Below are 24,890 nucleotides of genomic sequence, written 5' to 3' on the forward strand. Positions count from 1 at the left end.
CTCACTCCTCGCCGGACGGGGCGAGGATCACCGAGCGGGTGAGATGGCGCGGCCGGTCGGGGTCGAGGCCACGGGCGGCGGCGACGGCGACCGCGAGACGCTGGGCGCGGACGAGTTCGGCGAGCGGGTCGAGGGTGCCCTGGATCCACAACCCGCCGGTGGCGCCGACCTGTTCGCCGAGTCCGGCGGGGGCCGGACCGAACATCCAGGTGGCCGTGGAGCGGGTGGTGACGCTGATCGGGCCGTGCCGGTACTCCGTCGCCGGGTAGGCCTCGGTCCAGGACAGCGAGGCCTCGCGCATCTTGAGCGCGGCTTCGCTCGCGAGTCCGACGGTCCAGCCGCGCCCGAGGAAGGTGAACTGGGCGCACTCGACCAGCCCCGGCGGCAAGGGCGTCGACAGGGCGGCGCGGGCGTCCGCGACCACGGCGTCGGTGTGCAGGCCGACATGGGCGCGGAGCAGGGTGAGCGCGCTGGTCGCGAACCGGGTCTGGACGACGGAGCGTTCGTCGGCGAAGTCCAGGACGACGAGGTCGTCCGCCGCGTCCGGCACGGGGGTGTCGGGGTCGGCGGTGATCGCGGCGGTGCGCACGCGCCCCTTCAACCGGCCCAGCAGGTCCAGCACTTCGGTGGTGGTGCCGGAGCGGGTGAGGGCCAGTACCCGGTCGTACGGCCGCCCGTGCGGGAACTCCGAGGCGGCGAAGGCGTCCGTCTCGCCGTGCCCCGCGGACTCGCGCAGTACGGCAGCGGCCTGGGCCATGAAGTACGAGGTGCCGCAGCCGACGATCGCGACCCGCTCGCCCGGGGCCGGGAGCGCGTGTGCTTGGCGGGTGGCCTCGGTGGCGGCTCGTATCCAGCACTCGGGCTGGCTGTTCAGCTCTTCGGTGGTATGTGACATACCACTGTCCCTCCCCTGGGCACCGCATCGTGATTGTTCTTGCAAGATAGAGCCAGTTTCCAATCACAATCAAGCATCTCACCGAAAAGCGGGTGCGCTAGGGTCACCGGAAGATCGAGGAACGGAGGCCGCGGATGTCGCGTGACGCCCGCTGGAAGGCACTGCTCGAGCTGCTGGTCGAGCGCGGCCGCCTCGAGGTCGAGGAGGCCGCGGCCGAGCTGGCGGTCTCGGCGGCCACCATCCGCCGGGACCTCGACCAGCTCGCCGAGCAGCAGATGCTGGTGCGCACCCGGGGCGGCGCGGTGGTCCACGGGGTGTCGTACGAGCTGCCGTTGCGCTACAAGACGGCCCGGCAGGCCTCCGAGAAGCAGCGGATCGCCAAGGCGGTGGCGGACCTGGTCGCGCCGGGCGAGGCGGTGGGGCTGACGGGCGGTACGACCACCACGGAGGTGGCCCGCGCCCTGGCCGTGCGGGGCGATCTGGCCACCGGTGCGCCGGCGCTCACGATCGTCACGAACGCGCTCAACATCGCCAACGAGCTCGCGGTGCGGCCCCAGTTCAAGATCGTGGTGACGGGCGGGGTGGCACGCCCGCAGTCGTACGAGCTCATCGGGCCGCTCGCGGACGGGGTGCTGGGGCAGATCACCCTCGATGTGGCGGTGCTCGGGGTGGTCGGCTTCGACGTCACGCACGGGGCGGCGGCCCATGACGAGGCGGAGGCCGCGGTCAACCGGCTGCTGTGCGAACGTGCGGCCCGCGTGATCGTAGCCGCCGACTCCAGCAAGCTGGGCGGGCGGGCGTTCGCCCGGATCTGCGCGGCGGAAGTGGTGGACACGCTGGTGACGGACACGGCGGCGGCGCCGGAGGAGGTACGCCGGTTCGAGGAGGCGGGGATCCGGGTCCTGAGCGTGTGACGCGGCCTGCCCCGGTGCCTCGGCTCCGGGTCACATCCCGCTGGTGTCGGCACTGACGAATCCCGCGCCCCGCTGGTCGTTGCAGCCGAACACCGGCCGGCCGGCCGGGTCGGGCCAGCTCTTGTGGGCCTGGAGGGCGACGCTGACCAGGGTCAGCAGCAGGTCGACATCGCTCGCGGCGTCGAGTCGTATGGTCACCCACTGGGAGCCCGGGACGATCCGGATCGCCCCCGTGCTCCTGAGGTCCTTGGCGAAGTGCCGGATGGCGTGGGTGGTGAGACGCAGGTCCACATCGCGCTCGGAGTGGAAGTGCGCGATCTCGCCCTCCGCCGAACTCACGGCCTGCCCCAGACCGCAGCTCGGTACGGCCTGGCTCAGGTCGGGCCAGGTCGCCAGTTGCGCCAGAGCGCGCGAGGCCAACGTCATGGGGTCATCATGGCCCGCTCACTCTCCGGTAACCAACCAGCGAGCAGTTATTAACCGAGCTGTTGCCTGACTCTGTCCGAACACAGACGCCGGGGGCGAGTGAATATCCGCAGGATTTCAGTGGTTCGAGTGATCCGAGGGACGAAAGACACCTCTCGGGCATCCGGGACGACTGTGCCCGACGTCACGTTCTCCACAGATCCGGCACCTGCCCTACGCCCGCCTGACCGCCGTCGCCGCGAACGCGTCGGCAGCGGCGAGGTCGAAGTCGCCGTGGTCGCTGCCGAGGCCCTGGGCGACCAGTGCCGCCACGGCGTTGCCGAGGACGGCGGAGTCGTACGGGGTGCGGCCCAGCCCGATGCCGTAGACGAATCCGGCCGAGAAGGCGTCGCCGCAGCCGGTGGTGTCCACGACGTCGATCTCGAAGGCGGGCACCGGCTCGGCGCCCTCCGCGGTGACCAGCAGCGCGCCGTCGCCGCCCCGGGTGACCGCGACCAGCCCGGCGCCGGCGCCGACCAGCTTCTTGGCGCCCGCCAGCAGGTCGTCCTCGCCGGAGAAGCCCAGTACCTGGTCGTCGTTGGGGAGGAGGTGGTCGACGTACGGCAGCGCCGCCGCGATCTGCTTGAAGCTGCCGAGCACTCCGGGCGCGAGCAGGTCCACGGAGGTCGTCACGCCGTGTTCCTTGGCGAAGTGCAGGATGCGCGCGGCGGCGTCGACGCCGATCAACTCCGGGCCGCCGAGGTGGAGATGGGTGGCGTCGGCGAGGGCGTCCCAGGGCACGTCGTCGACGCCGTAGGTGATGTTGGCGCCGAGCAGGTGCAGGGAGGGCCGGTCGCCGTTGGGGCGGATGGGCAGCACGCTCGCCGAGGTGGCGGTGTCGGCACGCCGGACCAGGAAGCCGGTGTCGATCCCGGCCTTGCCGAGCAGTTGCACCAGCATGTCGCCGGTCGCGTCGGCGCCGACGGCCCCGGCGCTCTGCACGGTGGCGCCGAGCTTGGCGAGGCTGAGCGCGGTCCCGCCGGCGGTCCCGGCCGCGGTCATCCTGATGTCCTCGACCAGGGTGGCGTCCTGGCCCTCGGGTATCGCGTCCACCGGCCGGACGAGTACGTCCAGCACATGCACGCCCATCGTGACGACTCTCATGACTTGCCCTCCTGGAGGGATCGAGTGGTGCCGTAGTTCCGGGCGATCGCGGCCTCGATCACCGCGAGTTGCTGCCGTTCGTCCAGGACGCGGGGCGTGCCGAGGGCCGCCGCGTGCTGGTAGACGCCGCAGGCCCATTCGAGCAACAGGGCGTTCTCGACGGCCTTGTCGAGGGTGGGACCGACGGTGACCGAGCCGTGGTTGGCCAGCAGGGCGGCGCTGCGGCCGTCGAGTGCGGCGAGGACCGACTCGGCGAGTTCCGGGGTGCCGAAGGTGGCGTACGGCGCCACCCGCACGGTGCCGCCGAGGGACAGCAACTGGTAGTGGATGCACGGTAGTTCGTCGAGCACACAGGAGAGGGCGGTGGCCATCGGGGCGTGGGTGTGGACGACCGCGCCGGCGCCGTAACGCCGGTAGACACCGAGGTGCAGGTCGAGTTCGGAGGTGGGCTGCAGGGTTCCGGCGACGGCCTTTCCGTCCAGGTCGACCACCGTCACCTGGCCCGCGGTGAGTTGGGCGAGCACCGCGCCGGTCGCGGTGACCGCCACCCGGTCCCCCACCCGCACGCTGACGTTTCCCGCCGTACCGATGAGCAGGCCCGCCGCTCCCAGACGACGGCAGACGTCCGCCACCGCCGCCCGCTCCTGGACCAGCGCGGAGCTTGAGTCCGTCATGGCCGCGACGGTAACGTAAACCTGAAACAATGTCACGTTCAGATTCAGGAGCCACGGGTGACCGAGCCGACCGCCGAGGAGTCCGGGGTCGTGCTGCGCCGTACTCCCCAACAGGCCCGCAGCAAAGCCCGGTTGGCGCGTGTGCTGAAGGCGGCGGAGCGGGTTCTGATCGCCGAGGGCGTACCGGCCCTGACCACGACCCGGGTCGCGGCGGAGGCCGGGGTGTCGGTCGGCTCGCTGTACCAGTACCTGCCCGACCGGGACGCGATCATCGACGCGCTGGCGGCGACGTACTTCTCGCAACTCGAAGCGGTGATGGAGGAGTTCGTGCGGGGCGCGGCGACCGAGCGCTGGTCGGACCCGGTCGGCGTGCTGATCGACGCCTATGCCGGGCTCTACCGCACCGAACAGGGCTTCCGGGCCCTGTGGTTCGGCAGCGGTCTGACCGACCGGACCCGGGCGGCGGACCGGGAGCACAAGCGCCGGATGGCCGACGGGGTGCGCCGGGTGCTGCTGGCGCTCGGCGTCGCCGGCGACCCGGAGGGGCTCGGCCGGGCCTGCCATGCCGCCGTCCTCGCCGCCGACGCGCTCGCCCAGGAGGCCTTCCGCCGCGACGCCGAGGGCGACACGGCCCTGCTCGACGAGGCGAAGGTGATGCTGCGCGGCTACCTCACGGACGTCGCCGGGAGGCGGGGGCCGCGGGACGGCGGAGCGGCGGGCACCTCTCCGCTCGGTGGGCCCGTTCCCGGACCGGCCGGAGGCCAGGAGCCGACGCGGTGAAGCCGGGCGGCTCCCGCAGGTCCGCCCGGCGCGGGCCCGCCCGGTCGGTCGGCGGGCCACGAGCCGTCCCGGAGTTCCTTGCGGAAGCCGGCCGGCGCGCCGCCGAGCGCGTCCCCGGCGACCTGGAACCGTCAGTTCCGGTGGAGCGGAACGGCGGCCGAAGCAGGTACCCGGACTCCCACGGACTCGGTCATCGCGGCGCCTTCCCCCTGGTCGCGCGAATCTCCTCCCCCGATCGCCGGGACGGTCCGGGCCCGGCCCCGCCGACCCGCCGCCCTTGTCCCAGTCCCGGCGCTCACCTAGCCTGCGTTTGTGCCGCTAATAAACAAAACCCGGACGCACAACGTCGTGCCCGGTAACGACCTCACCCGACTCCGCATCGCCCTGACCGTCTTCTTCGCCATGGACGGCTTCGTCTTCGCCGGTTGGGTCGTCCGCATCCCGGCCATCAAGGAACAGACCGGCGCCTCGGCCAGTGCCCTGGGACTCGCCCTGCTCTGCGTCTCGGCCGGAGCAGTGATCACGATGATGTTCACCGGACGGCTGTGCCGCCGTTACGGCTCCCACCCGGTGACCGTCGTCTGCGGCGTCCTGCTCTCCCTCAGCGTGGCCCTGCCCCCGCTCACCCATTCGGTCCTGGCCCTCGGCGCCGTACTGCTCGTGTTCGGCAGCGCCTACGGCGGCATCAACGTGGCCTTCAACAGTGCCGCGGTCGACCTGGTGCGAGCCCTGCGCCGCCCGGTCATGCCCAGCTTCCACGCCGCTTTCAGCCTGGGCGGCATGACCGGCGCCGGCCTGGGCTCGCTGATCGCCGGAGTGCTGACCCCCACGCAGCACCTGCTCTGCCTCACCGTCGTCGGCCTCGTGGTCACCCTTCTCGCGGGCCGCACCCTCCTCGGCACCCCCGCACCGGCGACGCCCGAAACGCCGGCCAGGACGGCCACTGCGGCCACACCCGAGAACGACGCCCCGCGGGCGGCATCCGCCCCGCACCCCCTGGCACCCCGCACCCGCCTGCTCGTCGTCACGTTCGGCCTGATCGCCCTGTGCACGGCCTACGGCGAGGGGGCCATGGCCGACTGGAGCGCCCTGCACCTGGAGCAGGACCTCGGCGCCGCACCCGGCGCGGCCGCCATCGGCTACACCTGCTTCGCCCTCGCCATGACCGTCGGCCGGCTCAGCGGCACCAAACTGCTGGAAGTCCTGGGACAGACCCGCACCCTGGTGTTCGGCGGCACCACCGCCGCGCTCGGCATGCTGCTCGGCGCGCTCGCCCCGGCCCTGTGGGCGGTCCTCCTCGGATTCGCGGTCACCGGCCTCGGTCTCGCCAACCTCTTCCCCGTCGCCGTCGAACGCGCGGGCAGGCTGGCCGGCCCCGAAGGCGTCGCCGTCGCCTCCACCTTCGGCTACGGCGGCATGCTGCTGGGACCGCCCGCCATCGGATTCATGGCGGACTGGATCTCCCTCCCCGCCGCCCTCACCACCGTCGCCGCCCTCGCCGCCACCGCCGCGGCCATCGCCCTGCTGACCCGGCGCACGGCAGGGCACTGACCTCGGGCAGGAGGCCCTCAGGCGGGCGGCCCGCTCAGTCCAGCAGCCCCGGTTCCCGTACCGACTCCAGCAGCCCGGAGAGTCTTGCCGTGTCGGCGGCCGTCCAGTCCGGCGGGCTCGTGATCCGCGCCCACGCGCTCGTCGGGAGGGTCCCGTACCGGTGGCCGAATCCGTCCGGCACGCTGTCGGCGCCGGCCAGGTCGCAGGCCACCTGCCAGAACGTCAGCAGCGGATACCACCGCATCGCCGGGGAGACGTCCCGGGCCCGCGGCCGGTCCAGCCAGTCCGGCTGGTGGAAGGCGAGGGCCGGCGACCACCACACGACCGGGTCGGAGCCGTTCTGCAGGTAGACCGCGCGCGGCTCGCCCCAGGGCGCGTCCGGGATGCCGAAGTCCGCCGGTACCTGCGCGAAACGCATCTGCGCCCCGTCGGCGACCACCGGCCGCCATTCGGGGCTGCCCGGCTGCCGCTGGGCGGTGACCGTCTTCCACAGCGGGTTGTCGTAGGTCGGCCCGACGAACAGCGCGCCGCCGGTCTCCGCGACGAGCGTGGCCAGGGAGCCGTTCAGGGCGGACTCCATGGAGAAGGAGCCGAGGCTCTCGCCGTAGACGAGGAGCCGGGGACGGGAAGCGGCGGGCAATGTCCGCCACTTGGCGTAGACGGCGTCGAAGAGGGCGCGTCCGGTGTCGGCGGCCTCGTCCTCGGTGAGCGCGGAGACCCAGCTGGGGAGGTAGGAGTACTGCATGGCGACCTGCGCGGTGTCGCCGCCCCACATGTACTCCAGGGGTTTGCTGCCCTGGTCGTTGATCCAGCCGGTGCCGGTGGTGCCCATGACGGCGAGAATCCGGCGGGAGAAGCCGCCGGTGCGTTCGAGTTCGCGTACGGCGAGGGCGGCGCGTTCGTCGAGGGTGCCGGCGGAGCGCAGGCCGACGTAGACCCGTACCGGATCCTTCGCCGGGCGGCCGGTGAAGGCGGCGATGCCGGCGCGGGGCGTGGCCGTGCCGACGAAGTCACGGCCCTTGGCGCCCAGCGTGTCCCAGGGTGCGGCGGAGTCGGGGCTGCCGGAGAGGGTGGGCAGGCCGGGCTGGTGGACGCCCTTGGTGGTGCCCTGGTCGGCGAGGGACGCGCCGCTCTCGATCGCGTCCAGAGCGGCGCGCAGCAGGAAGCCCTGGACGACTCCGACGATCACGAACGCGGCGAGGACGACCCCGGTGGCGTACGCGACGGGACGGGGCAGATGGGCGCCGAAGGCACGGGCGGCGAGGCGGGTGCCGAGCCGTACCGTACGGGCGGCCAGGAGCAGCAGTGTCCCGACCAGTGCGGCCACCACCGGGACGAGCGCCCACTGCCACCAGACGATGTGCGGGGGCAGGGTCACCGCCCGGCGGACCTGGCCCTCCCAGCGGACGCTCCACGCGGTGACGGTGACCACCGCGGCGGCGCCGAGCACGCCCAGCGCGGCCCAGAGGGTACGGCGGACCCGTGGGCGGATGCGGGCGCCGGCCCAGCGGAGCAGCAGCCGGGCGAGGGTCTCCAGCACGGCACCGACGGCGTAGCCGACGGCCGCCGAGACGCCGGCCGCGAGCCCCTGGAGCCACCAGGCCCGCGGGAGCAGGGAGGGGGTGAGGGACAGGCAGTAGCACAGGACCGCCACCGCGATTCCGCCCCAGCACGGCCGCCGCCGGACCACCCGGCCGGGGCCCAGGTGCCGGCGCACCCGTTCCGCCGTCCGCCGGGTCCAGTCCTTCGCATGATTCAGAGCCCTGCCCGCACCACTCACTTGGCCACCTCGGGACCACGATCCGCCACCGCACCCGGCACCGCATCCGGAAGATCTTTCCTGGCCGCTCCTCCCTTCCGGGAGCAGGGCCCTCCCCCATCCGGGAAAAGGTGCAAAGAGCACCGGGGTGTCCCATCGTGGTGAGCATGGCCCAGGCCCGGACGACCGAGCATCCCCGCCCCGCACCACCTGCGGCCGAGGCGACGTGTCCGCCGCTGCGCGACCCGTTCGAGTTCTGACACCCCGCCCGGCATGCCGCTCCCCCGGCTCCCCACCCGCACCGCCGTGGCGGCGGTGGTGGTCGTGCTGGTGCTCGCGAATCTGCTGGACAACCGCTGGGCCGGGTCCTGGATCCTGCTCACCGCGGTCGTCGCCTCGGCCGTCCTGGTGGGGCTGTTGTTCTGGGCCGGGGGGACCTGGGCGGAGCTGGGACTGGGCCGGACCACCCTTGCGGACGGGGTGCGTTGGGCGACCGCCCTGATCGGGATCGTCGCGGCGGTCTATCTGTGCGGGGCCCTGCTGCCGGTCACCCGCGGGCTGTTCGCGGACCAGCGGACGGACGCGCTGAACGGCTCCGAGATCGCCTTCAAGGCGCTGGTCGCGGTGCCCGTGGGGACGGTACTGCTGGAGGAGACGGCGTTCCGCGGGGTGCTGTTCGCGCTGCTGTGCCGCCTGCGCACGGCCACGACGGCGGCCGTGCTCTCCTCCGTGCTCTTCGGGCTGTGGCACATCCTGCCCTCGCTGAACCTCAACAAGGAGAAACCCGCGCTGGGTTCGCTCTTCGGGCACTCGGTCGCCGGGGCGGTCCTGGTGGACATCGGCGCCGTACTCTTCACGGCCGTGGCGGGCTGCCTCCTGTGCTGGCTGCGCGACCGCAGCGGCTCCCTGCTGGCGCCGATGGCCCTGCACTGGGCGGTCAACGCGCTGGGGTACGCCGTGGGATTCCTGCTGCGCTAGGGCCTGTCGCGACGCCGGCATGATCCAAACGACAGGCCCTGGCACCGGGAACTCCGTCGCATCCGGCAGACTCACGGCATGGAGACTGCCGACTTTCTCGAGATCCTCGACCGGGAGGGCCGATTGCTGGCCGCGGCCGCCGAGGAGGCGGGGCTCGACGCCCCGGTGCCCGCCTGCCCGGACTGGCGGGTGCGCGATCTGCTGCGGCACACCGGCACCGTCCACCGGTGGGCCGCCGGTGTCGTGGCCGACGCCGAGACCGCGCCCCGTCCCTTCCCGGACTCGCCGGACATCGACGGCGCCGAGCTGACCACCTGGTACCGGGAGGGCCACCGCCGGCTCGTCGACACCCTGGACGGCGCACCGCAGGACCTGACGTGCTGGACCTTCCACCCCGCCCCGGTCCGCTCACCGCTGGCCTTCTGGCTCCGCCGGCAGGCCCATGAGACGACCGTCCACCGGTACGACGCGGAGGCCGCCCGGGGTGGCCCGGCATCCCCGATCGGCACGGCCTTCGCGGTCGACGGCATCGACGAACTGCTGCGCGGCTTCCACGCCCGCGCACGCAGCCGGGTCCGCAGCGAGTCCCCGCGGGTGCTGCGGGTGCGTACGGCGGACACCGACGCGGCATGGACCGTACGGCTGTCGGCCGAACCGCCGGTCACGGAACCCGGCGCACTCGATGGCGCGACGGCCGAACTCGCCGGTCCCGCCGATCAGTTGTACCTCGCCCTGTGGAACCGGGTGCCGGTGCCGACGGTGACCGGCGACCCGGAACTGGCCGGTCTGTGGCTGACGAACTCCGGGATCTGACCGGCCGGTTCGGACGCCCGGCCGACTGGAACGACCGGCCGGGCTCAGCCTGATCCGACGGCCAGCATCCGGGTGAGCACCGCGCGCTGCACCGGCAGCACCTCGCCGTGCAGCGCGCGCCCCTTGCCGGTGAGCGCCACCCGCACACCCCGGCGGTCCTCCGGACACATGGCCCGCTCGACCAGGCCGTCCTTCTCCAGGCGGGCGATCAGCCGGGACAGCGCGCTCTGGCTGAGGTGCACCCGCTCGGCGATCTCCTGCACCCGGAAGCTGCAGGCGCCGTCCGCCGCCGGACCGTCGGAGAGCAGGTCGAGGACCTCGAAGTCACTGGCGCACAGGCCATGGCCGTGCAGGACGCGGTCGAGCTCGCACTGGGTGCGGGCGTGCAGGGCCAGGATGTCCCGCCATTGCTCCACGAGCGCCTGCTCGGGCTTCTTCGCCGCCATCCCGGCACGGTAGCAGAGAATCCGGTTTGTTGCATCGTAATTAAATGCGTTTGCATTCGATGCATGTGCATGTAGTGTCTGGGTTCATGACCTCTCCGCTCACCGCCCCTGCTCCCGAGGGACGCTGGACTCCCCGGCTCTGGGGCACGCTGCTGGTGCTCTGCGCCGCCATGTTCCTGGACGCACTGGACGTGTCGATGGTCGGCGTCGCCCTGCCGTCGATCGGCTCCGACCTGCACCTCTCCACCTCGACACTGCAATGGATCGTCAGCGGCTACATCCTGGGATACGGCGGCCTGCTGCTGCTCGGCGGCCGCACCGCCGACCTGCTGGGCCGGCGCCAGGTGTTCCTCGTGGCCCTCGGCGTCTTCGCGCTCGCCTCGCTCCTCGGCGGTCTGGTCGACTCGGGTCCCCTGCTGATCGCCAGCCGCTTCATCAAGGGACTCAGCGCCGCCTTCACCGCGCCGGCCGGACTCTCGATCATCACGACCACGTTCCCGGAGGGCCCGCTGCGCAACCGCGCCCTCTCCATCTACACCACCTGCGCGGCCACCGGCTTCTCCATGGGCCTGGTGCTGTCCGGCCTGCTCACCGAGGCCAGCTGGCGCCTCACCATGCTGCTGCCCGCCCCCATCGCCCTGATCGCGCTGCTCGCCGGCCTCCGGCTGCTGCCGCGCAGTTCCCGCGAACGCGACCACAACGGCTACGACATCCCCGGCGCGGTCCTCGGCACCGCCTCGATGCTGCTCCTGGTGTTCACCGTCGTGGAGGCCCCGCAGGTCGGCTGGGCGTCAGCCCGCACCCTGCTCTCCTTCCTCGCGGTCGCCGTCCTGCTCACCGTGTTCGTCCAGGTCGAACGCCGCTCCCCCGGCCCGCTCATCCGCCTCGGCGTGCTGCGCTCGGGCAACCAGGTCCGCGCCCAGTTCGGCGCGATCGCCTTCTTCGGCTCGTACGTCGGCTTCCAGTTCCTGACCACCCTGTACATGCAGTCCCTGCTCGGCTGGTCCGCACTGCACACCGCCCTGGCCTTCCTCCCGGCGGGCGCACTGGTCGCGGTCTCGTCGACCAAGGTCGGCGCGATCGTGGACCGCTTCGGCACCCAGCGGCTGATCGCGGCGGGCTTCGCGTTCATGGTCCTCGGCTACGCCCTGTTCCTCCGTGTCGACCTGAGCCCGGTCTACGCGGCCGCGATCCTGCCGTCGATGCTCCTGATCGGCGCGGCCTGCGCCCTGGTCTTCCCCTCCCTGAACATCCAGGCCACCAACGGCGTCGACGACCACGAGCAGGGCATGGTCTCCGGGCTCCTCAACACCTCGGTGCAGGTGGGCGGTGCGATCTTCCTGGCGATCGTCACCGCCGTGGTCACCGCGGGCGCGCCCGCCCACGCGACCCCGCAGGCGGTGCTCGACAGCTACCGCCCCGGCTTCGTGGTGGTCGCGGTCGTGGCCTTCGCCGGGCTGCTGATCACGCTGACGGGGCTGCGCGCCCGGCGCCCGCAGCAGACCGTCGTGATCGCCAAGTCCACCTCCCTGGAGGCGGAGCGCGTGTCCGCACGCGACTGAGCTGGGACGCCTGCGAACCTGTGCCCGGCGGGAGCCTGTTGCCCCGCCGGGCACCCGGCTGTGAGACTGCCGGAATGACGATGCACGGGGGACGGCGCGGTCAGGCCGAGCGGGACGCGATCACCGTCGAGATCGGATACGCGCTGTGCAGTGCGGTGTTCGCGGCCGTGGTCGTCTTCGGGGCGGTGGCCGGTCCGGCGCTGCTGTTCGACCTGCCCCGCGGCCTGGAACGCATGCTGCCCGTCGTGGGCACGGTGCTCGCCGCCGTGCTGTTCCTCGCCCGGGTGATCAGCGTCCTGGTCCGTTTCCAGCGTTCTTCTCAGCCCAGCCAGCCGGGCCGCACCAGCCCCGACTCATAGGCCAGGACGACCAGTTGGGCCCGGTCACGGGCGCCCAGCTTCACCATGGTGCGGCTCACGTGGGTCTTGGCGGTGAGGGGGCTGACGACCAGGCGGCGGGCGATCTCCTCGTTGGACAGGCCGATGCCGACCAGGGCCATCACCTCCCGCTCCCGCTCGGTGAGCCGGGCGAGGGCGTCGGCGGCGGCCGGCTCCTTGGAACGGGCCGCGAACTCCGCGATCAGCCGCCGCGTCACCCCCGGCGACAGCAGCGCGTCCCCGGCCACCACCGCCCTGACGGCACGCACCAGTTCGTCCGGCTCGGTGTCCTTGACCAGAAAGCCGGAGGCGCCGGAACGGATCGCCTCGAAGACGTACTCGTCGAGCTCGAACGTCGTCAGCATGACCACCCTGACGTCCGCCAGCTCCTCCTCCCCGGTGATACGGCGGGTCGCGGCCAGGCCGTCCAGACGCGGCATGCGGATGTCCATCAGGACGACGTCGGGGCGCAGTTCACGCACCCTGCGCAGCGCCTCCTCGCCGTCCGCCGCCTCGCCGGTCACCTCGATGTCCGGCTGTGCGTCGAGCAGCGCCCGGAAACCGGCCCGCACCAGCGACTGGTCGTCGGCGAGCAGCACCCGGATCATCGGTCCTCCCGGTCGTCCAAGGGCAGTGCGGTCGGCAGTACGGCCAGCACCCGGAAACCTCCGTCGGCACGCGGTCCCGCCTCGATCGTGCCACCCAGGGCCGCCGCCCGCTCCCGCATCCCGGCCAGCCCGTTCCCGCTGCCGCCCGCGTCCGCCCCGGTCGCCGGACCGTCGTCGTCGATCCGCAACCGCAGCTCCCCTCCGCCGTGTTCGAGCCGCACACGCGCGTGCCGCGAACCCGAGTGCCGTACGACGTTGGTGAGGGCCTCCTGCACGATGCGGAAGGCGGCCAGGTCGGCGCCCGGCGGCAGGCGCGGCGGCTCCCCGGTCACGTCCACGGTGAGTCCGGCGCTTGCCGCCTGTTCCACCAGTTCCGGCAACCGCTCGAGCCCTGGCGCCGGCGCCCGCGGCGCGGCTCCCGGGGCGCGCAGGGTGGCGAGCACCTGGCGCACCTCGCCGAGCGCCTCCTTGCTGGCTGCCTTGATCGTGGTGAGCGCGGCCCTGGCCTGCTCCGGGTCGGAGTCGAGGAGCGCGAGGCCCATGCCGGCCTGGACGTTGATGACCGAGATGCTGTGCGCGAGGACATCGTGCAACTCCTGGGCGATCCGCAGCCGTTCCGCGTCCGCGCGCCGCCGGGCCGCCTGGGCTCGGTCGGCCCGCTCCCGTGCCCACTGCTCGCGCCGCAGCCGGAACAGTTCGGCCAGCGAGACGATGATCAGCACCCAGGTGGCGACGATCACCTCCTGGCCGAGGTTCGCACCCCTGTCGCCCGGCGGCGGCAGCAGGCGGTACAGCCAGAGCGCGATCAGCAGATGCCCGGCCCACAGCATCCCGAGCGCCGCCCAGGCGGCCCGGCGGTGCCCGGCGACGACGGCGCTGAAGCAGGCCACGGCGACGGCCGCGAAGACCGGTCCGTACGGGTAGCCGGCGCCCAGATAGAGCAGGGCGAGCCCGGCCGTACCGAACGCCACGGCCACCGGGTGCCGGTGCCGCCACAACAGCAGGGCGCAGGCGGCGAGGAGCAGGAGGCGGGCGTACGGGTCGAGCGGCTCGCGGTGGGGCTGCGTGTGGGCGGCGAAGTTCGAGCCCACCAGGACCAGGACGGTGAGCAGGAAGGTGGAGCGCCACGGCAGGCGGGAGCGGGGGGTGTCGGCGGCGGTGCCTGTTTCGGCCGGAGCGCCGGTGGCGGTGGCGGTGGCGGTGGCGTCCGGGTGGTTCCACCACGGGGGTCCGTAGCGCCACCACCGCGCGGGGCCGCGCTCCCGTACCCGCTGCTCGTCCATGACCGCCACGCTAGACGTCACCGGCCCGCGCGAGCGTCAGCCCGGCGGGGTGATCACGCGTACTCCCGGGGAAGTAGGCCGCCGGGCCTGCTCAGCGGCCGGACGTCAGCTCCGCCACCTCCGCGTCGAACAGCCGGTCCGGGTCGAAGCCCATGCCCGTGAAGTGGCCGGCGAGTTCGAGGGAGAGCACTCCGTGCATCCGGGTCCAGAAGGCCAGCGCCCGGCGTAGCACTCCCGGCGGCGCGGGATGGCCGCCGGCCCACTCGCGGTGCTGGGAGAGGTGCGCGGTGAAACCGGCGGAGGCCGGCGGCGGCGCCTCGGGCTCGGCCGCCGCACAGACGTCGAGCAGAGCCGCCATGATCTCCTGGGCGATGCCGGTGATGTCCTCGGGCGCGTGGTAGCCGGGGACCGGCGTGCCGTAGACGAGGAAGTACCGCTGGGGGTCGTCGAGCGCCCAGCGGCGCAGGGCGTGCGCGAGGCCGCCGATGCCGGCCCCGGAGCCGGCGGCGGCACGGAAGGTGTCGGCCAGGCCGCGGTAGGCATCCCGGATCAGCTCGGTGATCAGTTCGTCGCGGCTGCCGAAGTAGCGGTAGAGGGCCGGTCCGCTCATGCCCAGTTCCTTGGCGATCGCGTTCAGGGACAGGCCCGTCGCGCCCGCCTTGGCGATCTGCTCCCAGGCGCGCGCCTTGATGTCCGCCCGCACCTGGCTCCGGTACCGCTCGCGGGGGCTCACCGCCTCCGCATCTGCCGCCATGGCCGTCACGCTCCTCTCTCGCTTCCGGCGCGCCGCGCCCGAGCCCCTCGGGGGGCAGCTCGACGCTTCGGGCTTTCAGGGTTGCTTCGACTGTTTCAACTTATCACTTTCGCGAGTAGACCTAACGACCGCGATGACCACACCCAACGCGAGGACTTGACACTCCAGAGAGCACCAGTCATGTTTGTTATAGCTCCTAACGCAAGCGAGAGCATCTCCCGCTTGCGAGTGCATCCACACACCGTCTACACACGGAGGCCGTCGTCATGGGCATCGCAGAAAACACCGGGAGCACCCAGCTCGTCGAGGTCGTCCTGCCGGGCATCGTGGAGCCGGAGGGCCTGCGTATCGAGCGCCGGGAGATCCCGGTCCCGGCCGCCGGCCAGATCGTCGTCCGCGTGGAGGCGACCGGTGTCTCCTTCGCGGAGCAGCAGATGCGCCGCGGCCGCTACTACGACCAGCCGCCCTTCCCCTTCGTCCCCGGCTACGACCTGGTCGGCACGGTGCTCACGGCCGGTGCGGGCGTCACGCCCGGGCTCGTCGGCAAGCGGGTGGCGTCACTGGTGAAGGTCGGCGGCTGGGCCAGCCATGTCGTGCTCGACGCGGCCGACGCCGTGCAGGTGCCCGCCGGTGTCGGCGCGGCTGAGGCGGAGACCCTGGTCGTCAACGGCATCACGGCCTGGCAGATGCTGTACCGCAAGGCCAGGGTGCGCAGCGGCGGCACGATCCTGGTGCACGGCGCCAACGGCGGCGTGGGCACGGTCCTCGTCCAGCTCGCACGGGCGGCCGGCCTCCAGGTGATCGGCACGGCCTCCGCCCGGCACCACGACGCGCTGCGGGAACTGGGTGTGACCCCGGTCGACTACCGCGCCGAGGACGTCCCGGCCCGGGTCCGGGAACTGGCCCCCGGCGGTGTCGACGCCGTCTTCGACCACCTCGGCGGCCGCAGCGTCATCGACTCCTGGCGGCTCCTCGCCCCGGGCGGCACCCTCGTCGCCTACGGCAGCGCCACCACCCGGGACGACTCCGGCTCCAAGCAGCTGCCGGTACTGAAGATCCTCGGCCGGGTGTGGCTGTGGAACGCGCTGCCGAACGGCCGGCACGCCTACTTCTTCAACGTCTGGGAAGGCCGCGCCCTCGGCAAGGACCGCTTCCGGGCCCGGCTGAGCGCCGACCTCACCCAGGTGTTCCAGGCCCTCCAACGCGGCGAGGTCACCGCGCGCATCGCCGCCCGGCTGCCCCTCACCCAGGCCGCCGAGGCCCTGCGGCTCGCCGAGTCGGGGACGGTCGCGGGGAAGGTCGTACTGATCCCGGACAGCGGCGACGACGCGGCGTCGGCCGACTCGGCGCGGTGAGGACCGTCGGCTCAGCGGCCGCCGTCCTCCGCGAAGGCGCCGCTCCCCGCGAACGCGCCGTCGTCCGCGAACGCTCCGTCGTCCGCGAAGGCCAGCCCGGCGAAGCGTTCGCCGATACGGCGGTGGGTGGCCGCGTCCGGGTGGAGTCCGTCGGGCAGCGGGAGTTCGGCGGCGTCGGCCTCGCCGTAGAGGGCACGGCCGTCGAGGTAGTGGAGGTACGGGTCCTCGGCCGCGCGCTGGGCGACGATCCGGGACAGCTCGTCCCGGATGACGTTCAGGGTGAGCTTGCCGCTCGCGCGCTCGGCCGGGTCGCCCGAGGCCGTGAAGGCGAGCCGGCCGGCGCCGAAGGCGCTCAGGTCCATGGCGGTGGGGCCCGGCGTGTCCTCGTGCATCGGGCACAGGATCGGCGAGACAACCAGCAGTGGAGTGGTGGGATGCCCCTCGCGGACGGTGTCGAGGAAGCCGTGCACGGCGGGGCCGAAGGCCCGCAGCCGCATCAGGTCGGCGTTGACGACGTTGATGCCGAGCTTGAGGCTGATCAGGTCGGCGGGGGTGTCCCGGACGGCGCGGGCCGTGAAGGGGTCGAGCAGGGCGCTGCCGCCCAGCCCCAGGTTGACCAGCTCCACGCCGGCGCGCGCGGCCGCCAGGGCCGGCCAGATGGCGGTGGGGCTCGCGGCGTCGGAGCCGTGGCTGATGGAACTGCCGTGGTGCAGCCAGACCTTGCGGCCGTGGTCGGGTACGGCGGCGAGCGGGGCGTCGGTGCGCAGCGCGACCAGTTCGGTGGTCTCGTTGTGCGGCAGCCAGATCTCGAGGACCTTCTCGCGCCCGGGCAGGCCGGTGAAGCGGAGGGTGCCGACCGGTCCGGGGCGCAGCTCCGTGGTCCCGGCGCCCATGTCGACCACCTGGACGCTGCCGCCGGACACGCTGCCCTGGCCGTTCAGGGTGCCGTCGACGAGCAGGTCGTAGACGCCGTCCGGGCGGGGCGGGGCTCCGACGTAGAGCCGCTTGGTGGGCAGGGTGTCCAGTTCGACGGCGGTGGCGGGGGTGCGGAACACCAGTCGTACCCCGGAGGGCTGGGACTCGACCATGGCGAGCTGTGGGTCGGCGCACTGGGCGCGGGCCCGGGCCGGGAGCCGGTGCGGCAGGAGGCCGTGCTCCGTGTGCTCCAGGTCGAGGGCGCCGCGCAGGAGGTCGGCGGTGATCGGGGTGGTGATCCAGCGGGGGTCGGTGTTCATCGCCTCTGTGTTCCGTACGAAGGGGCAGTCAGGTCGGGGTCGGCCAGTTGCGGAGCAGGGCGTCGAGGGCGTCGAGGACGCGGGTCCAGGACTGCTGGCTGTCGGGGGCGCTGTGGCTGAAGCCGCCGCTCAGTTCCAGGTCGACGTAGCCGTGGAAGACGCTGCCGAGCATCCGGACGGCATGGGTCTCGTCCGGCTCCGTCAGGTCGTAGCCGCGCAGGATCGCCCGGGTCATCTGGGAGTGCCGGACGCCGGCACTGGCCGCGGCCGTCTCCGGGTCCAGGCGCAGCCGGGCCGCCGCGTAGCGGCCGGGGTGGGCGCGGGCGTAGTCGCGGTAGACGTCGGCGAACGCCACGAGGGCGTCCTTGCCGGCCCGTCCGGCCAGCGCGTCGGCGGCCCGGTCGGCGAGCTCCTCCAACGCCAGCAGCGCGATCCTCGTCCTCAGGTCCTGGGAGCTCTTGACGTGCGAGTACAGGCTCGCGACCTTCACGTCGAACCGTCTGGCCAGCGCCGAGACGGTCACCTGGTCGAAGCCGACCTCGTCGGCCAGTTCGGCTCCGGCCCGGACCAGCCGTTCCGTGCTCAGTCCCGCTCGCGCCACACTCGCTCCTTGCCTTCAACTCTCGCCCCGAACCTGCGTTGATTATGCATTTGCCTAATACCTTTAGGCAAATTAGTGTGCGCTGCATGAGGCCTCTGACCGAGCAAGAGATCCGCGCCGCCTTCGTGAACTGCACCAAGGGCGCGGCGAAACGCCTGAACATCCCGCACGACCTGGACGACCGGCCGTGGGCCGACCTGGACTACTTCGGCTGGCGCGACCCCCAGGCGCCCGACCGCGCCTACCTGGTGACCGAACTGGACGACGGCCGCGCACGGGCGGTGGCGCTGCGCTGCCCGAGCCCGTCCTCCTGGCAGACCCGGCGCAGCATGTGCTCGATCTGCCTGACCACTCACACCGGAGGCGTCTCCCTGATGGTCGCCGCCAAGGCGGGGAAGGCCGGGCAGCAGGGCAACTCCGTGGGCGCCTACCTCTGCGCCGACCTCGCCTGCTCGCTGTACGTGCGCGGCAAGCGGGACGCGGGCATGGGCGGCCGCATGCCGGAGTCGCTCACGCTGGAGGAGAAGATTCGGCGGACCGTGACGAACCTCGCTGCGTTCCTGGAGAAGGTGACGGCGTGAGTCGAGCTCGCTAGGGGAAGACCAGCCCCACCCCGTGGGCGAGCTGCGCGGCCGCATGCCGGAAGAACCGGTCCCGCTCCTCCACGACCCCCTTGAACTGACCGAACAGCTCGAACCCCACCAGCCCGAACAGCTGGGCCCATGCCGCGGCCATGGCCACCGCCACCTCCGGCGGCAGACCGGGCATCAGCTCGTCGGCCATCCGGCGGGCCTCGGGGGCGAGTTCGGCCGGTACGGGGGTCCGGGCCAGACCACGTTGCTCGAAGGCATCCCGCAGGATCCCGATGAGGACGAGGGCGACCCGGGCGGCCGGCGGAATGGTCGTGTCCGGCGCCGAGTAGCCGGGCACCGGCGAACCGTAGATCAGCGCGTATTCGTGCGGGTGGGTCAGCGCCCAGCCGCGCACCGCCTCGCACACGACCACCCAGCGCTGCGCGGGAGCCGCACCGGCGGCAGCGGCGTGGGCGGTTTCGGCGGCCTCGCCGAGGGAGTCGTAGGCGTCGATGATCAGCGCGGTGAGCAGGTCGTCACGGCTCGGGAAGTAGCGGTAGAGCGCCGAGGAGACCATGCCGAGTTCGCGCGCCACGGCCCGCAGCGACAGCTTGGCCGCGCCCTCGGCCGCGAGCTGTCTGCGCGCCTCGTCCTTGATGGCCGTGGTGACTTCCATCCTGGCTCGCGCGCGGGCGCCCTGTGGGGTGGTCATGCGGAGCAGTTTGCCATGTTTGCAGAGCGGTGCACACGGTTTGGAGCAGTGCACTTGTTTTGGAGCAGCGCTCGCAGCAGAGAACGGCGCCCACAGACAAGTGCACCGCTCAAAAAAGAGAGCACTGCTCTTGCATCGGATCACCGATCTCCCCCACACTGTTCGTCAAGCGAGAGCACCGCTCTCCCAACCAAGTGGGGGTCACCATGTCGTCATCAGAGTCCCAGCCCCAGCCCCAGCCGGAGTCGAAGCCGGAACCGGAGCCGTCGCCCAAGCCGTACTACGCCAAGGCCAACCCCGTGGCCGTCCGGATGAACGGCCTCGTCGGCTGGCTCGCCCGGCACGGGCTCAGCCTGGCCGGCAGCGCGGAGCTGTCCGTGCGCGGCCGAAAGAGCGGCAAGATGCAGCGCGTCCCGGTCAACCCGCACACCTTCGACGGCACCCAGTACCTGGTCTCGGCGCGCGGCAACTCCCAGTGGGTGCGGAACATCCGCGCGGCCGGCGGCGGGGAGCTGCGGGTGGGGCGGAAGGTGCGGGAGTTCACCGTGGCGGAGCTTCCCGATGCCGAGAAGCTCCCGGTGCTGCGGACCTACCTGGAGAAGTGGGGCTGGGAGGTCAAGCAGTACTTCCCCGGGGTGACGGCCAAGTCCTCCGACGACGAACTCGTCGCGGCTGGCGCCGACCACCCCGTCTTCCGGGTCACCGTCACGAGGTGACGGCCTCCTCGTCGGCCGTGTCCTCGTCGGCCGCCGGACCCTTGGCCGCCGGACCCGGGTCGAACGCCGTGAGGGCGCGCTGGGCGAGCGGGTGCGAGCGCATGAGTTCGCCGAGGGTGGTCCGGCCCTGGGTGATCTCCTTGAACGCCCGCCAGGCGGGACGGAACCCGGTCAGCGCGACGTGGAACAGCCCGGGCCGACGCTCGAACGCCGCGAGCATCCGCTTGCCGACGCTCATCTCGACGCCGAGGCCGGCCTTCACGGCGAAGGCGTAGTTCAGCGCCTGGCGGCGGGTGTCGACGGCGTCGTGGGCCTCGGCGATCCGCACCGCCCACTCCCCCGCGAGCCGCCCCGAGCGCAGCGCGAACGAGATGCCCTCGCGGGTCCACGGTTCGAGCAGGCCGGCCGCGTCTCCGCAGACCAGCACCCGGCCCCGGGACAGCGGTGAGTCGTCGGCGCGGCAGCGGGTCAGGTGGCCGGAGGAGATGCTCGGTTCGAAGCCGGCGAGGCCGAGCCGGGCGATGAAGTCCTCCAAGTACCGCTTGGTCGCGGCGCCTTCGCCGCGCGCCGAGATCACCCCGACGGTCAGCGTGTCGCCCTTGGGGAAGACCCAGCCGTAACTGCCGGGCATCGGGCCCCAGTCGATGAGGACCCGGCCCTTCCAGTCCTCGGCGACCGTCTCCGGGACCGGGATCTCCGCCTCCAGGCCGAGGTCCACCTGGTCGGTCTTCACCCCGACATGTGCCCCTATGCGGCTGGCGCTGCCGTCGGCGCCGACCACCGCACGGGCCAGCAGGGTCTCGCCGCCCTGGAGCACGACCGCGACCGTCCGCCGGTCCGGGACCGCCGAGCCGTGCTGCTCGACGCGCTGCACGGCGGCGCCCGTGCGCAGCTCGGCGCCCGCCTTCTGGGCGTGCTCGACCAGCTGCTGGTCGAACTCGGGACGGTTGATGAGCCCGAACATCATCTGCTTGGAGCGGCGGGTGCGGGTGAACCGTCCGTTGTTGGAGAAGGTCACCGCGTGCACCCGGTCCTTGAGGGGCAGCTCGAAGCCGGGCGGCAGCGCGTCGCGGGAGGGGCCGATGATGCCGCCGCCGCAGGTCTTGTAGCGGGGCAGCTCGGCCTTCTCCAACAACAGCACGCGCCGTCCCGCGACCGCCGCCGCGTAGGCGGCCGAGGCCCCGGCGGGTCCCGCGCCCACCACGACGACGTCCCACACCCGCTGCGCGTCGTCCGTCTGCACGTCGTCCGCCGAAGAATTCTCGCCGCTCACGATGGTCCGCTGCTCCGATCAAGCCGTAGAAGCCGTATCAAGCCGTAGAAGCCCTGCAAAGCCGTGGGTCAGGCTCCGTCCGCCCGTGGGCCGACACCTGTCACCTGTCCCCCCGCATCCTACGGCGGAGATCGCCGCAGGCCACTGTGGGAGGATCGGTCCACTCACCAGTTCAACGTCGCACCCACGAGGAGCGTGCCCATGTCGTCCAATCCGGTCGCCGAGACCGTCGCCGCCCTGCTGCCCAGGGCCAAGGCGGAGCTCGCCGAGCTGGTGGCCTTCAAGTCGGTGGCGGACTTCGCCCAGTTCCCGAAGAGCGAGAGCGAGGGCGCCGCGAACTGGGTGGCCGACGCACTGCGCGCGGAGGACTTCACGGACGTCGCCGTACTGGACACCCCGGACGGCACGCAGTCGGTGTACGGCTACCTGCCGGGCCCGGCAGGTGCCAAAACGGTACTGCTGTACGCGCACTACGACGTGCAGCCGCCGCTGGACGAGGCCGCCTGGACCACCCCGCCGTTCGAGCTGACCGAGCGGGACGGCCGCTGGTACGGGCGCGGCGCCGCCGACTGCAAGGGCGGAGTGCTCATGCACCTGCTGGCGCTGCGCGCGCTCAAGGCGAACGGCGGCGTCCCGGTCAACGTCAAGGTGATCGCCGAGGGCTCGGAGGAAATGGGCACCGGCGGCCTGGAGCGGTACGCCGAGCAGCACCCCGAGTTGCTGGCGGCGGACGCGATCGTCATCGGCGACACCGGCAACTTCCGGGTGGGGCTGCCGACGGTGACCACGACGCTGCGGGGCATGACCATGGTCCGCATCCAGGTCGACACGCTGCGGGGCAATCTGCACTCCGGCCAGTTCGGCGGTGCCGCTCCCGACGCCCTGGCCGCGCTGATCCGGGTCCTGGACTCGCTGCGCGCCGAGGACGGTTCCACGACGGTCGACGGGCTCGCGCCCCGGACGCACTGGGAGGGGCTGGAGTACGACGAGGAGCAGTTCCGTACGGACGCGAAGGTGCTGGACGGCGTCGGTCTGATCGGTGACGGCACGGTCGCGGACCGCATCTGGGCCCGTCCGGCGGTCACGGTGCTCGGCATCGACTGTCCGCCGGTGGTCGGGGCCACTCCGTCGGTGCAGGCCAGTGCCCGCGCGCTGGTCAGCCTCCGGGTGCCGCCGGGCGTGGACGCGGCCGAGGCGGGCAAGCTGCTCCAGGCCCACCTGGAGGCGCACACGCCGTGGGGTGCGCGGGTGCGGACCGAGGCGGTCGGCCAGGGCCAGCCGTTCCGCGCGGACACCACCAGCCCGGCGTACCGGGCGATGAGCGACGCGATGGCGGTCGCCTACCCGGACGAGACGATGCAGTACGCGGGTCAGGGCGGCTCCATCCCGCTGTGCAACACCCTCGCGAGTCTCTACCCGCAGGCCGAGATCCTGCTGATCGGCCTGAGCGAGCCGGAGGCCCAGATCCACGCCGTCAACGAGAGCGTGTCCCCGCAGGAACTGGAGCGCCTGTCGGTGGCGGAGGCGCTGTTCCTGCGGAACTACGCGGCGGGCTGAGCCTGTTGTTCTTGGAGGTGTCGCCGTCCGCTCGCTCCTGTTGCTGCCGTGCACGCGGCCGATTCCCTGACAGGGGCGAGGGGGCGGCGATGGCGGCGCGGGCGTGTCCGGCCTCGAACGCCGTCTCGAACATGATCGCGACGGTCGCCCAGCTGGGCGGCCCGGCGGCCCGGCCGTCCTCTTGCTGGAGGCGCGCCATGGCGACGCAATTCAGGAAGACGAAGTCCGAGGAGAGAATCCTTGCCGTGGCGGCCGAGCTCTTCTATGCGAACGGGCTCCGCGGAGTGGGCGTCGATCAGGTCGTCGCGGCGTACCTGCGCAGGACCGACGACTCCTGGATGGCGCAGCTGCAAGCCGCGGCGGAACGCACCGGCCGCGACCCTCGCCGGCAACTCGTCGGACTGTTCGACGCGCTGACGGAAGCCTTCGACCGGCACGGCTTCTTCGGATGTCCGTTCGTCAGTGCGGCGGTCGAAGCCGAGCTGGACTCGGAGGCCCGGGCCGTCACCGTGCAGCACACACAGCGCCGGCAGGCATGGCTGACCGGGCTGAGCCGGAAGGCCGGCGCCGGTGACCCCGACGCACTGGCCCGCCGGATCGGACTCCTCATCGACGGCGCTCTGGCCTCCGGGCGTCTCCTTCAGGACCGCGCCGTCGTGAGCGAGGCGCAATCCGCGGCACGCATGCTCATAGCAGGCCACGCCTGACCGCAACCGGCACCGCGGCCCCGCCCCGCCCGGCGGCCCGCCCCGCCGCGCCGGCCCCACACCCGTCTGACACGGCAGGAAAGAGGCGCAGTCATGCGCGCAGTAGTCCTGGAAGAGTTCAATTCGCCGTTGGTCCTCAGAGACATCGAGAAGCCCGAAGCGGGCCCGGGCCAGGTGCTGGTCAAGGTCAGGGCCAGTGGCGTCAACCCGCTGGACGCCAAGATCCGGGCCGGCAAAGCCGACCATGCCAGGCGCACGCTGCCGGCGGTCCTCGGCCTGGACCTGGCCGGCGTGGTCGAGGAGGTCGGCGCAGGCGTCGGCGGTCTCGCACCGGGTGACGAGGTCTTCGGCATGACCGGCGGCGTCGGTGATCTGCAGGGCTCGCTCGCCGAGTACGCGGCGGTCGACGCCCGGCTGCTCGCCCGCACACCGTCCTCGCTCGGCCTGCGCGAGGCCGCGGCCCTGCCCCTGGTCTTCATCACGGCCTGGGAAGGGCTGGTCGACCGGGCGCAGGTGCGCGCGGGACAGAAAGTCCTCATCCACGGCGGAGCCGGCGGTATCGGCCATGTCGCCGTGCAGATCGCCCGGGCACGTGGTGCCGAAGTCTTCGCCACCGGGTCCACCTCACGGCTGGAAGTCCTCAAGCGTCTGGGGGCCACTCCCATCGACTACACCACCACGACCGTGGACGAGTACGTCGCCGAGCACACCGGCGGCGAGGGCTTCGACGTCGTCTTCGACACCGTCGGCGGTCCCGTGCTCGACGCCTCCTTCACCGCGGTACGCACCTACACGGGGCACGTCGTGAGCGCCTTGGGGTGGGGAACCCACAGCATCGCACCCCTCAGCTTCCGCGGGGCGACCTACTCCGGCGTCTTCACCCTGCTGCCGCTGCTGACCGGACGCGGGCGGGAGCACCACGGAGAAATCATGCGCGAGGCGGCGGCTCTCGCCGACGCGGGGGCGCTCACACCGATCCTCGACCCCAGGCACTTCACCCTCGCCGACGTCGCCGACGCCCACGCCGCCGTGGAGAGCGGCACCGCCCAGGGCAAGATCGTGATCGACGTCGGCTGACGAGACGGGGCACCGTCGGCTGAGGAGACAGGGCACAACGTCCGCAGTACGCGGAGGGCGGAACCGCTCTGCTGTCGGCAAAAGCTCCTCGCCTCCGAACGGAGGTCCTTCCTACGGTCGGG

General features: G+C 72.4%; 26 protein-coding genes. 13 read left to right on the forward strand and 13 right to left on the reverse strand.

Translation table 11 applies throughout. The annotated features are described in order from the left end of the window. Position 1 precedes the first annotated feature (1 nt). On the reverse strand, positions 2-895 hold the full coding sequence (locus ACWGKQ_RS12090; RefSeq protein WP_453291790.1) for an SIS domain-containing protein: 894 nt from the start codon (positions 893-895) through the stop codon (positions 2-4). Positions 896-1,029: 134 nt separating this feature from the next. On the opposite strand from ACWGKQ_RS12090, the gene ACWGKQ_RS12095 reads away from it, so the two are divergent. Beyond that, positions 1,030-1,809 carry a DeoR/GlpR family DNA-binding transcription regulator gene (locus tag ACWGKQ_RS12095; RefSeq protein ID WP_453291791.1) on the forward strand — a complete coding sequence of 260 codons (780 nt, stop codon included), beginning with the start codon at positions 1,030-1,032 and terminating at the stop codon, positions 1,807-1,809. Positions 1,810-1,839: 30 nt separating this feature from the next. Here the strand turns inward: ACWGKQ_RS12095 and ACWGKQ_RS12100 are convergent, their stop codons facing one another. The 3 genes from ACWGKQ_RS12100 to ACWGKQ_RS12110 form a co-directional block, all read right to left on the reverse strand. Next, the gene (locus ACWGKQ_RS12100) at positions 1,840-2,235 is read right to left on the reverse strand and encodes a luciferase domain-containing protein (RefSeq protein WP_453291792.1); all 396 of its coding nucleotides are present in this window, start codon (positions 2,233-2,235) and stop codon (positions 1,840-1,842) included. Positions 2,236-2,448: 213 nt separating this feature from the next. Beyond that, a complete protein-coding gene (locus ACWGKQ_RS12105) occupies positions 2,449-3,378 on the reverse strand; it encodes a carbohydrate kinase family protein (RefSeq protein WP_453291793.1) in 930 nt (309 codons plus the stop codon). Next, positions 3,375-4,052 (reverse strand): class II aldolase/adducin family protein, encoded by a 678-nt coding sequence (locus ACWGKQ_RS12110; RefSeq protein WP_453291794.1) that lies wholly within the window; start codon positions 4,050-4,052, stop codon positions 3,375-3,377. The genes ACWGKQ_RS12105 and ACWGKQ_RS12110 overlap by 4 nt, the downstream gene beginning before the upstream one ends. A gap of 57 nt (positions 4,053-4,109) precedes the next feature. Here ACWGKQ_RS12110 and ACWGKQ_RS12115 point away from each other — a divergent pair, with 57 nt between their 5' ends. Then, the gene (locus ACWGKQ_RS12115) at positions 4,110-4,832 is read left to right on the forward strand and encodes a TetR family transcriptional regulator (RefSeq protein ID WP_453291795.1); all 723 of its coding nucleotides are present in this window, start codon (positions 4,110-4,112) and stop codon (positions 4,830-4,832) included. Positions 4,833-5,180: 348 nt separating this feature from the next. Next, positions 5,181-6,383: an MFS transporter gene (locus ACWGKQ_RS12120; protein WP_453291796.1), complete on the forward strand. Its 1,203-nt coding sequence runs from the start codon at positions 5,181-5,183 to the stop codon at positions 6,381-6,383. A 34-nt stretch (positions 6,384-6,417) separates the two neighbouring features. On the opposite strand, the gene ACWGKQ_RS12125 is transcribed toward ACWGKQ_RS12120, so the two are convergent. Next, on the reverse strand, positions 6,418-8,100 hold the full coding sequence (locus ACWGKQ_RS12125; protein WP_453291797.1) for an alpha/beta hydrolase: 1,683 nt from the start codon (positions 8,098-8,100) through the stop codon (positions 6,418-6,420). 315 nt (positions 8,101-8,415) lie between these two features. On the opposite strand from ACWGKQ_RS12125, the gene ACWGKQ_RS12130 reads away from it, so the two are divergent. Both ACWGKQ_RS12130 and ACWGKQ_RS12135 read left to right on the forward strand, forming a co-directional pair. Next, positions 8,416-9,120, forward strand: coding sequence for a CPBP family intramembrane glutamic endopeptidase (locus ACWGKQ_RS12130; RefSeq protein ID WP_453291798.1), 705 nt, complete (start codon positions 8,416-8,418; stop codon positions 9,118-9,120). Between the two features lie 78 nt (positions 9,121-9,198). Beyond that, positions 9,199-9,933, forward strand: coding sequence for a maleylpyruvate isomerase family mycothiol-dependent enzyme (locus ACWGKQ_RS12135; protein WP_453291799.1), 735 nt, complete (start codon positions 9,199-9,201; stop codon positions 9,931-9,933). Between the two features lie 44 nt (positions 9,934-9,977). On the opposite strand, the gene ACWGKQ_RS12140 is transcribed toward ACWGKQ_RS12135, so the two are convergent. Continuing rightward, positions 9,978-10,379 carry a MarR family winged helix-turn-helix transcriptional regulator gene (locus ACWGKQ_RS12140; protein ID WP_453291800.1) on the reverse strand — a complete coding sequence of 134 codons (402 nt, stop codon included), beginning with the start codon at positions 10,377-10,379 and terminating at the stop codon, positions 9,978-9,980. An 86-nt stretch (positions 10,380-10,465) separates the two neighbouring features. Between ACWGKQ_RS12140 and ACWGKQ_RS12145 the strand changes: the two genes are divergently transcribed. Both ACWGKQ_RS12145 and ACWGKQ_RS12150 read left to right on the forward strand, forming a co-directional pair. Further along, complete coding sequence (locus ACWGKQ_RS12145) at positions 10,466-11,941, forward strand: MFS transporter (RefSeq protein ID WP_453291801.1); 1,476 nt, start codon at positions 10,466-10,468, stop codon at positions 11,939-11,941. A 74-nt stretch (positions 11,942-12,015) separates the two neighbouring features. Next, entirely contained in the window at positions 12,016-12,300 is a 285-nt protein-coding gene (locus ACWGKQ_RS12150; RefSeq protein ID WP_453291802.1) for a DUF6332 family protein, read from the forward strand. Here ACWGKQ_RS12150 and ACWGKQ_RS12155 read toward each other — a convergent pair. From ACWGKQ_RS12155 to ACWGKQ_RS12165, 3 genes are all read right to left on the reverse strand, one after another. After that, positions 12,261-12,926: a response regulator gene (locus ACWGKQ_RS12155; protein WP_453291803.1), complete on the reverse strand. Its 666-nt coding sequence runs from the start codon at positions 12,924-12,926 to the stop codon at positions 12,261-12,263. The genes ACWGKQ_RS12150 and ACWGKQ_RS12155 overlap by 40 nt on opposite strands. Continuing rightward, the gene (locus tag ACWGKQ_RS12160) at positions 12,923-14,218 is read right to left on the reverse strand and encodes a sensor histidine kinase (RefSeq protein ID WP_453291804.1); all 1,296 of its coding nucleotides are present in this window, start codon (positions 14,216-14,218) and stop codon (positions 12,923-12,925) included. The genes ACWGKQ_RS12155 and ACWGKQ_RS12160 overlap by 4 nt, the downstream gene beginning before the upstream one ends. Positions 14,219-14,300: 82 nt before the next feature. After that, positions 14,301-14,963, reverse strand: a complete 663-nt coding sequence (locus ACWGKQ_RS12165) for a TetR/AcrR family transcriptional regulator (RefSeq protein ID WP_453291805.1) — start codon at positions 14,961-14,963, stop codon at positions 14,301-14,303. A gap of 266 nt (positions 14,964-15,229) precedes the next feature. Between ACWGKQ_RS12165 and ACWGKQ_RS12170 the strand changes: the two genes are divergently transcribed. After that, positions 15,230-16,318: a medium chain dehydrogenase/reductase family protein gene (locus ACWGKQ_RS12170; protein ID WP_453291806.1), complete on the forward strand. Its 1,089-nt coding sequence runs from the start codon at positions 15,230-15,232 to the stop codon at positions 16,316-16,318. An 11-nt stretch (positions 16,319-16,329) separates the two neighbouring features. Here ACWGKQ_RS12170 and ACWGKQ_RS12175 read toward each other — a convergent pair whose 3' ends face one another. Together ACWGKQ_RS12175 and ACWGKQ_RS12180 are read right to left on the reverse strand one after the other, a co-directional pair. Next, positions 16,330-17,553 (reverse strand): GDSL-type esterase/lipase family protein, encoded by a 1,224-nt coding sequence (locus tag ACWGKQ_RS12175; protein WP_453291807.1) that lies wholly within the window; start codon positions 17,551-17,553, stop codon positions 16,330-16,332. A gap of 28 nt (positions 17,554-17,581) precedes the next feature. After that, positions 17,582-18,154, reverse strand: coding sequence for a TetR/AcrR family transcriptional regulator (locus ACWGKQ_RS12180; RefSeq protein WP_453291808.1), 573 nt, complete (start codon positions 18,152-18,154; stop codon positions 17,582-17,584). An 86-nt stretch (positions 18,155-18,240) separates the two neighbouring features. On the opposite strand from ACWGKQ_RS12180, the gene ACWGKQ_RS12185 reads away from it, so the two are divergent. Then, positions 18,241-18,735, forward strand: coding sequence for an FBP domain-containing protein (locus ACWGKQ_RS12185; RefSeq protein WP_453291809.1), 495 nt, complete (start codon positions 18,241-18,243; stop codon positions 18,733-18,735). A gap of 10 nt (positions 18,736-18,745) precedes the next feature. Here ACWGKQ_RS12185 and ACWGKQ_RS12190 read toward each other — a convergent pair whose 3' ends face one another. Beyond that, positions 18,746-19,438 carry a TetR/AcrR family transcriptional regulator gene (locus ACWGKQ_RS12190; RefSeq protein ID WP_453291810.1) on the reverse strand — a complete coding sequence of 231 codons (693 nt, stop codon included), beginning with the start codon at positions 19,436-19,438 and terminating at the stop codon, positions 18,746-18,748. A 206-nt stretch (positions 19,439-19,644) separates the two neighbouring features. Here ACWGKQ_RS12190 and ACWGKQ_RS12195 point away from each other — a divergent pair, with 206 nt between their 5' ends. Next, positions 19,645-20,154 (forward strand): nitroreductase family deazaflavin-dependent oxidoreductase, encoded by a 510-nt coding sequence (locus ACWGKQ_RS12195; protein ID WP_453291811.1) that lies wholly within the window; start codon positions 19,645-19,647, stop codon positions 20,152-20,154. On the opposite strand, the gene ACWGKQ_RS12200 is transcribed toward ACWGKQ_RS12195, so the two are convergent. Further along, positions 20,144-21,427: a geranylgeranyl reductase family protein gene (locus ACWGKQ_RS12200; protein WP_453291812.1), complete on the reverse strand. Its 1,284-nt coding sequence runs from the start codon at positions 21,425-21,427 to the stop codon at positions 20,144-20,146. The genes ACWGKQ_RS12195 and ACWGKQ_RS12200 overlap by 11 nt on opposite strands. Before the next feature lie 201 nt (positions 21,428-21,628). Between ACWGKQ_RS12200 and ACWGKQ_RS12205 the strand changes: the two genes are divergently transcribed. The 3 genes from ACWGKQ_RS12205 (at position 21,629) to ACWGKQ_RS12215 (ending at position 24,768) form a co-directional block, all read left to right on the forward strand. Then, positions 21,629-22,984, forward strand: coding sequence for a M20/M25/M40 family metallo-hydrolase (locus ACWGKQ_RS12205; RefSeq protein WP_453291813.1), 1,356 nt, complete (start codon positions 21,629-21,631; stop codon positions 22,982-22,984). 197 nt (positions 22,985-23,181) lie between these two features. After that, entirely contained in the window at positions 23,182-23,691 is a 510-nt protein-coding gene (locus ACWGKQ_RS12210) for a TetR/AcrR family transcriptional regulator (RefSeq protein WP_453291814.1), read from the forward strand. A gap of 93 nt (positions 23,692-23,784) precedes the next feature. Continuing rightward, complete coding sequence (locus tag ACWGKQ_RS12215) at positions 23,785-24,768, forward strand: zinc-dependent alcohol dehydrogenase family protein (RefSeq protein WP_453291815.1); 984 nt, start codon at positions 23,785-23,787, stop codon at positions 24,766-24,768. Positions 24,769-24,890: the final 122 nt, after the last annotated feature.

Source organism: Streptomyces sp. NPDC054770 (assembly GCF_053611985.1).

Excerpts from the sequence above, each read along its gene's own strand:
- ACWGKQ_RS12090 (WP_453291790.1), bottom strand. The coding sequence starts at position 895 with ATGTCACATACCACCGAAGAGCTGAACAGCCAGCCCGAGTGCTGGATA.
- ACWGKQ_RS12095 (WP_453291791.1), top strand. The coding sequence starts at position 1,030 with ATGTCGCGTGACGCCCGCTGGAAGGCACTGCTCGAGCTGCTGGTCGAG.
- ACWGKQ_RS12100 (WP_453291792.1), bottom strand. The coding sequence starts at position 2,235 with ATGACGTTGGCCTCGCGCGCTCTGGCGCAACTGGCGACCTGGCCCGAC.
- ACWGKQ_RS12105 (WP_453291793.1), bottom strand. The coding sequence starts at position 3,378 with ATGAGAGTCGTCACGATGGGCGTGCATGTGCTGGACGTACTCGTCCGG.
- ACWGKQ_RS12110 (WP_453291794.1), bottom strand. The coding sequence starts at position 4,052 with ATGACGGACTCAAGCTCCGCGCTGGTCCAGGAGCGGGCGGCGGTGGCG.
- ACWGKQ_RS12130 (WP_453291798.1), top strand. The coding sequence starts at position 8,416 with ATGCCGCTCCCCCGGCTCCCCACCCGCACCGCCGTGGCGGCGGTGGTG.
- ACWGKQ_RS12135 (WP_453291799.1), top strand. The coding sequence starts at position 9,199 with ATGGAGACTGCCGACTTTCTCGAGATCCTCGACCGGGAGGGCCGATTG.
- ACWGKQ_RS12140 (WP_453291800.1), bottom strand. The coding sequence starts at position 10,379 with ATGGCGGCGAAGAAGCCCGAGCAGGCGCTCGTGGAGCAATGGCGGGAC.
- ACWGKQ_RS12145 (WP_453291801.1), top strand. The coding sequence starts at position 10,466 with ATGACCTCTCCGCTCACCGCCCCTGCTCCCGAGGGACGCTGGACTCCC.
- ACWGKQ_RS12150 (WP_453291802.1), top strand. The coding sequence starts at position 12,016 with ATGACGATGCACGGGGGACGGCGCGGTCAGGCCGAGCGGGACGCGATC.
- ACWGKQ_RS12155 (WP_453291803.1), bottom strand. The coding sequence starts at position 12,926 with ATGATCCGGGTGCTGCTCGCCGACGACCAGTCGCTGGTGCGGGCCGGT.
- ACWGKQ_RS12165 (WP_453291805.1), bottom strand. The coding sequence starts at position 14,963 with ATGGCGGCAGATGCGGAGGCGGTGAGCCCCCGCGAGCGGTACCGGAGC.
- ACWGKQ_RS12170 (WP_453291806.1), top strand. The coding sequence starts at position 15,230 with ATGGGCATCGCAGAAAACACCGGGAGCACCCAGCTCGTCGAGGTCGTC.
- ACWGKQ_RS12175 (WP_453291807.1), bottom strand. The coding sequence starts at position 17,553 with ATGAACACCGACCCCCGCTGGATCACCACCCCGATCACCGCCGACCTC.
- ACWGKQ_RS12185 (WP_453291809.1), top strand. The coding sequence starts at position 18,241 with ATGAGGCCTCTGACCGAGCAAGAGATCCGCGCCGCCTTCGTGAACTGC.
- ACWGKQ_RS12190 (WP_453291810.1), bottom strand. The coding sequence starts at position 19,438 with ATGACCACCCCACAGGGCGCCCGCGCGCGAGCCAGGATGGAAGTCACC.
- ACWGKQ_RS12195 (WP_453291811.1), top strand. The coding sequence starts at position 19,645 with ATGTCGTCATCAGAGTCCCAGCCCCAGCCCCAGCCGGAGTCGAAGCCG.
- ACWGKQ_RS12205 (WP_453291813.1), top strand. The coding sequence starts at position 21,629 with ATGTCGTCCAATCCGGTCGCCGAGACCGTCGCCGCCCTGCTGCCCAGG.
- ACWGKQ_RS12210 (WP_453291814.1), top strand. The coding sequence starts at position 23,182 with ATGGCGACGCAATTCAGGAAGACGAAGTCCGAGGAGAGAATCCTTGCC.
- ACWGKQ_RS12215 (WP_453291815.1), top strand. The coding sequence starts at position 23,785 with ATGCGCGCAGTAGTCCTGGAAGAGTTCAATTCGCCGTTGGTCCTCAGA.